Here is a 4,590-nt window from a genome sequence, read left to right on the forward strand (position 1 = left end):
CGGGAGCGCGAGAAGAAGAAGGCAGAGAAGCGTCAGGGCGCGGGGCACGGCCTAGTATCCGGCCATGGCGCGCAGCCTGCGGATGCGTTCCTCGGTGGGGGGATGGGTGGAGAAGAGCCCGGCCACGCCCCCGCCCGAGAGGGGGCTGACGATGAACATGTTCTCGGTGGCCGGGTTGGCCCCCTGCATGGGCACGGCGTGGGCGTAGTCGTCGAGCTTCTTGAGCGCCCCGGCCAGGGGCAGGGGGTTGCCCGCCAGCTGCGCGCCCGTGGCGTCGGCCAGGTACTCGCGCGAGCGGGAGATGGCCATCTGGATGAGCATGGCCGCGATGGGGGCCAGGATGGCCATGAGAATGGCCCCGAAGCCGCCCCCGCCGCCTTCCTCGTCGGAGCGGCCCATGCCGAAGATGGCCCCCCACTGGAGCATGCTGGCCACGCTGGTCACCGCGCCGCCCACCACGGCGGCCACGGTCTGCACCAGGATGTCGCGGTTCTTGATGTGGGCCATCTCGTGGGCCAGCACCCCGGCCAGCTCGTCGGTGCTCACGAGGTTCAAAAGGCCCTCGGTGACGGCCACGGCGGCGTTCTGGGGGTTGCGCCCGGTGGCGAAGGCGTTGGGCTGGGCCTGGGGCACCAGATAGAGCTTGGGCATGGGCATGTCGCCGCGGCTGGCCAGCTGGCGCACCAGATCGAAGAGCCCGGGCGCGTCGGCCTCGGAGAGCTCCTGGGCGTTGTACATGCGCAGCACGATGCGGTCGGAGAACCAGTAGCTGCCCACGTTCATCACCAGGGCCATGATCAGGGCGATCACGAGCCCTGCCTTGCCGCCCATGGCCTGTCCCATGAGCAGGAGCAGCGCGGTGAGCAATCCGAGGAGAAGGCCAGTCTTGAGTTGGCTGGTCATGAAGCGTTCCTCCGTGGAAACTTCGTCGGGGGATGGTGGATCAATAAATGGGGATTCGCCTGCGCCGGGCCTCGGGGCTTTCCTTGGGCAGGGTGATTTCCAGAAGGCCGTTCTTGAACACGGCTGCCACGCCGCCCCGGTCCACGCCCTTGGGCAGGGCGAAGCGCCGGGCGAAGGGGCCGTAGGAGCGCTCCAGGGAGTGGTAGACGCCCTCGCCCTCCCCCAGCTTGACGAAGGCCCGCTCCCCGTAGACCCAGAGCGTGCGGGTCTTGACCTCCACGGCCACGTCCTCGCGCTCCACGCCGGGCAGCTCCATGGTGATCACGAAGGCCTCGGCTGTCTCCAGCACGTCCGCAGCGGGGGCCCAGAAATAGGCCTTCTCGGACACGGCGGAGGGGGCGCGGCCGCGCCGGGCGGCCTCCGCGAGCACCCGCTCCAGTTCGGCCTTCATGTCCGCCAGCCCCATCCAGGGATTCCAGTTCAGCTTGGCCATGCCGGGACACCTCGAAACGCGTGGTGATGGATCAACATGTTGGAACGTTTAACCATCGCCGGGGCGCTGTCAAGCGCCGGAACCGGAGCGTCCGGGGCTGGCCTGGCCGGTTCAGGGTTTGGCCTGGCGTTCTCCGGCCTCCCATGCGGTGAGTTCCACGGCCTCTTCCACGAGCATGATGGGGATGTCCTCGCGCACGGGGTAGACCACGCCGCAGGCCGGGCAGACCAGCCCGTCCTGGGCCGGGGTGGGGTTGATGTCGCCCTTGCATTTGGGGCAGGCAAGAATTTCGAGCAGTTCCGGAGCGATGGGCATTGGGTTTCCTCCTGTGGACGCCCCGTCTCTACACCAGCTTGCCCGGCCGCTCAAGGCTTGCGTTGACGCAGCTCCGGGAAGCCCCTAACGCTTGGGGCATGCGCCTTGTGGACCTGCACACCCACTCCAACGCCTCCGACGGCGAGCTTTCCCCTGGCCAGGTGGTGCGCCTGGCCGCCCGGGCGGGCCTGGCGGCCGTGGCCCTCACAGACCACGACACGCTCCAGGGGCTGCCGGAGGCCCGGGCCGCCGGGGTCGAGGCGGGCATCGAGGTGATCCCGGGGTGCGAACTCTCCGTGGTGCACGAGGGGCGCGAGCTGCACCTGCTGGGTCTGTGGGTGCGCCCGGACGGCGAGCTGTCCACGGTGCTCGAATCGTTGCGCGCGGGCCGCGAGGACCGCAACCGGCGCATCGTGGAGAAGCTCGCGGGCATGGGCGTGGCCATCGACTACGACGACGTGGCAGAGCTGGCCCAGGGCACGGTGGGCCGCCCGCACATCGCCCGAATCCTGTTGGAACGAGGCCTCGTGCGCGACTACGACGCGGCCTTCCGGCAGTACCTGGGCCGCCACGGCCGGGCCTTCGTGGCCAAGGAGGAGCTGCCCGCCTCCCTGGCCGCGCGCGTGCTCGCGGACGGCGGGGCCACGGTGGCCCTGGCCCACCCCTACCTGCTGGGGAACTCCGGTCGCGACTTGGAGGAACTGGCCCGGCGCTTCCAGCTCCTGGGCGTGGACGCCATCGAGGCCTACTACACCGAACACTCCGACCAGAAGACCCGCGAATACCTTGAGCTGGCCCGCCGCCTGGACCTGGGCGTGTGCGGCGGCTCGGACTTCCACGGGGCCGTGAAGCCGGGCATCCGCCTGGGCGTGGGCAAGGGCCGCCTCAAGGTTCCCGAATCCGTGCTGGACGCCCTCAAGGAGCGCCGCGCCGCGCGGGGGCTGTGGGTGTGAGGCCCGCGTCCTAGGCCTCGGCCGCGTCCTCCAGTCCGGCCCCCGGCCCCCCCTCCTCCCGTCCCGCCGGGGCGGCTTCCGAGAGCAGGCGCACCTTCACGCCCGCCTCGCCCCCGGGCGAAAGCTGGAACACGCGGCCCGCGTGGTCGCTGAAGCGCTCCACGGGGTGGTGGCTGATGGAGAGCACCTGGAGCCCCAGCTTCTCCCCGATGCGCGCGAAAAGCCGCGTGAAGGCGGGCACCAGCTCGGGGCGCAGCCAGCAGTCCTGCTCGTCGAGCACCAGGAAGCGCCGGTGGCGCGCCGGGTCCAGCTGGGCCAGGCCGATGAGCCGCAGGCCCACCGAGAGGATGTTGCACACCGAGCCGCCCTGGCCGTGCAGGATGTCCTCGGGGCGGCCCTGGTTCTCGATCTCCAGGTTGATGTGGAAGCGCCCGCCCTTCACCTCCCGGCGCGAGACCACCTTGCGCTCCTGCCCGAGGATTTCGCGCACGGCGTGGGTCAGGTTGGCCTCCACTTCCTCCATGAGTTCCCCGAAGAGATCGCGGGAGAGTTCCTCCAGGCGGGCCTGGGCCTGGGGGGAGAGTTCCAGGAAGGCGCGCACGGCCCCAAGCTCGGCGCGCAGCCTGGCGTGCTCGGCGTGCAGGGCCTGGGCCTGGCCCTCCAGGCGGCCGGCGCGGCGCTCCAGGCCGGAGAGGTCGCCGTCGGGATCGGGGGAGGCCCAGGGCACGTCCCCGGCCATCAGGCGATCCCCAGGAAAAGCGCCAGCGAACGCGACACCTGGAGCAGCGTCTCGGCGTCGAGCCTGCCGAAGGGCTCGCCGCACTTCTCCCTGGGGATGGACTGGGCCTTGTCCACCATCACCTGGGAGGGCTTGCGCAGGTTGTTGGAGGCGTCGGGCAGGACCCCCACCCGAAACAGCGGCGCGTCGCGCAACTCGCCCGTCACGGGGAGGATAGTCACGGAAGGATGCGCGCCGAACAGGTCGGACTGGATCACCAGGGCGGGGCGGGGCTTGCCGTAACTGCCGGAGAGGGCCACTGTGACGAGGTCTCCGCGCCTCACGTCCACCCCGAGGTGTCCGAGGCCCGGGCGAGCCAGTCGAGGGTCTCGCGCTCGAGAGGGTCCTGGGCCACCAGCAGCGACTGGCGGCGGCACTCCTCGGCGAAGCCGGGGCGGCGGGCGTCGGGCACCCAGATCTGCACGGGGCGCAGCCCCCTGGCCTGGAGCCTGGCCCGGTAGCGGCGCATGCGCGTCGGCACGGTCTGCATGGCGGCGATCCTCCTGCCGAGAAGTAACATGTTACGCCCCGCCGTCAAGGCCCTGGCCGCGCTCCAGGCCGTCCAGGGCGGCGCGCACCTCGTCCACGTGGGCGCGGTAGGCCCGGGCCATGCCCTCGTTCTCGGCGCGCAGCACCTCCAGCCTGGCGCGCAGGGCCGCAGGGTCGGCGGTGCCGTAGTCGCGCAGGGCCTGTTCCTCCAGGTCCTTCAGCTCGCCCTCCAGGTGGGCCAGGGTCTGCTGGGCGCGCACCTTCTCGTCGCGCAGGGATTCGTATTCGGCCTTGAGGGCAGCCAGCTCCCGTTCGAGCAGCGCGTCAGGACCGTCGTGGGCGTTTTTCGCCACCGGCCACCTCCTCGTAGAGTTCCCAGATGAGCCCCGTGCCCGGGTCTTCGGGGTTCAGGTTGGCGTCGAGAAAATCCTTGAGCCCCAGGCCCTCCTGGGTGCGCCGCCACGCCAGGCGCTCCAGCCCCTTGAGGAAGAGCGAACGGCTCTCCTCGGCCGTGGGCTCCGCCGGGAAGGGCTGGTCCGGGAACACCTCCGCGAAGGGCCGCACCGGCACGGGCCAGCGCTCCACCTACAAGGCTTCGCTCATCAGCACGCCCGTGCACGATGTGAACCAGCCGCTCGAAATCATCCGCACCATCCACT

Annotated in this window: 9 protein-coding genes; 1 reads left to right on the forward strand and 8 read right to left on the reverse strand. The window is 70.7% G+C overall.

Annotation, left to right across the window (positions count from 1 at the left end; genetic code table 11):
* Positions 1–51: 51 nt before the first annotated feature.
* The 3 genes from htpX to ACV4UX_RS17460 form a co-directional block, all read right to left on the reverse strand.
* Positions 52–903, reverse strand: coding sequence for a zinc metalloprotease HtpX (gene htpX / locus ACV4UX_RS17450; protein ID WP_491594552.1), 852 nt, complete (start codon positions 901–903; stop codon positions 52–54).
* A gap of 40 nt (positions 904–943) precedes the next feature.
* Positions 944–1,396 carry an Hsp20/alpha crystallin family protein gene (locus ACV4UX_RS17455; RefSeq protein ID WP_491594553.1) on the reverse strand — a complete coding sequence of 151 codons (453 nt, stop codon included), beginning with the start codon at positions 1,394–1,396 and terminating at the stop codon, positions 944–946.
* A gap of 111 nt (positions 1,397–1,507) precedes the next feature.
* Positions 1,508–1,711 (reverse strand): Trm112 family protein, encoded by a 204-nt coding sequence (locus ACV4UX_RS17460; RefSeq protein WP_491594554.1) that lies wholly within the window; start codon positions 1,709–1,711, stop codon positions 1,508–1,510.
* Between the two features lie 98 nt (positions 1,712–1,809).
* On the opposite strand from ACV4UX_RS17460, the gene ACV4UX_RS17465 reads away from it, so the two are divergent.
* The gene (locus tag ACV4UX_RS17465) at positions 1,810–2,664 is read left to right on the forward strand and encodes a PHP domain-containing protein (protein WP_491594555.1); all 855 of its coding nucleotides are present in this window, start codon (positions 1,810–1,812) and stop codon (positions 2,662–2,664) included.
* 10 nt (positions 2,665–2,674) lie between these two features.
* Here the strand turns inward: ACV4UX_RS17465 and ACV4UX_RS17470 are convergent, their stop codons facing one another.
* Genes ACV4UX_RS17470 through ACV4UX_RS17490 form a run of 5 tightly spaced genes read right to left on the reverse strand, consistent with a single transcriptional unit; the run spans position 2,675 to position 4,516 of the window.
* Positions 2,675–3,403 carry a hypothetical protein gene (locus tag ACV4UX_RS17470; protein ID WP_491594556.1) on the reverse strand — a complete coding sequence of 243 codons (729 nt, stop codon included), beginning with the start codon at positions 3,401–3,403 and terminating at the stop codon, positions 2,675–2,677.
* Positions 3,403–3,726 (reverse strand): type II toxin-antitoxin system PemK/MazF family toxin, encoded by a 324-nt coding sequence (locus tag ACV4UX_RS17475; RefSeq protein ID WP_491594557.1) that lies wholly within the window; start codon positions 3,724–3,726, stop codon positions 3,403–3,405. Before ACV4UX_RS17475 ends, ACV4UX_RS17470 begins: the two co-directional genes overlap by 1 nt.
* On the reverse strand, positions 3,723–3,962 hold the full coding sequence (locus ACV4UX_RS17480; protein ID WP_491594558.1) for an antitoxin MazE family protein: 240 nt from the start codon (positions 3,960–3,962) through the stop codon (positions 3,723–3,725). Before ACV4UX_RS17480 ends, ACV4UX_RS17475 begins: the two co-directional genes overlap by 4 nt.
* Position 3,963: 1 nt before the next feature.
* Positions 3,964–4,284, reverse strand: coding sequence for a hypothetical protein (locus tag ACV4UX_RS17485; protein WP_491594559.1), 321 nt, complete (start codon positions 4,282–4,284; stop codon positions 3,964–3,966).
* Positions 4,256–4,516 (reverse strand): hypothetical protein, encoded by a 261-nt coding sequence (locus ACV4UX_RS17490; protein WP_491594560.1) that lies wholly within the window; start codon positions 4,514–4,516, stop codon positions 4,256–4,258. Before ACV4UX_RS17490 ends, ACV4UX_RS17485 begins: the two co-directional genes overlap by 29 nt.
* Positions 4,517–4,590 lie beyond the last annotated feature (74 nt).

The sequence above is a fragment of the Fundidesulfovibrio sp. genome (genome assembly GCF_058402725.1).

Excerpts from the sequence above, each read along its gene's own strand:
- htpX (WP_491594552.1), bottom strand. The coding sequence starts at position 903 with ATGACCAGCCAACTCAAGACTGGCCTTCTCCTCGGATTGCTCACCGCG.
- ACV4UX_RS17460 (WP_491594554.1), bottom strand. The coding sequence starts at position 1,711 with ATGCCCATCGCTCCGGAACTGCTCGAAATTCTTGCCTGCCCCAAATGC.
- ACV4UX_RS17480 (WP_491594558.1), bottom strand. The coding sequence starts at position 3,962 with ATGTTACTTCTCGGCAGGAGGATCGCCGCCATGCAGACCGTGCCGACG.
- ACV4UX_RS17465 (WP_491594555.1), top strand. The coding sequence starts at position 1,810 with ATGCGCCTTGTGGACCTGCACACCCACTCCAACGCCTCCGACGGCGAG.
- ACV4UX_RS17470 (WP_491594556.1), bottom strand. The coding sequence starts at position 3,403 with ATGGCCGGGGACGTGCCCTGGGCCTCCCCCGATCCCGACGGCGACCTC.
- ACV4UX_RS17455 (WP_491594553.1), bottom strand. The coding sequence starts at position 1,396 with ATGGCCAAGCTGAACTGGAATCCCTGGATGGGGCTGGCGGACATGAAG.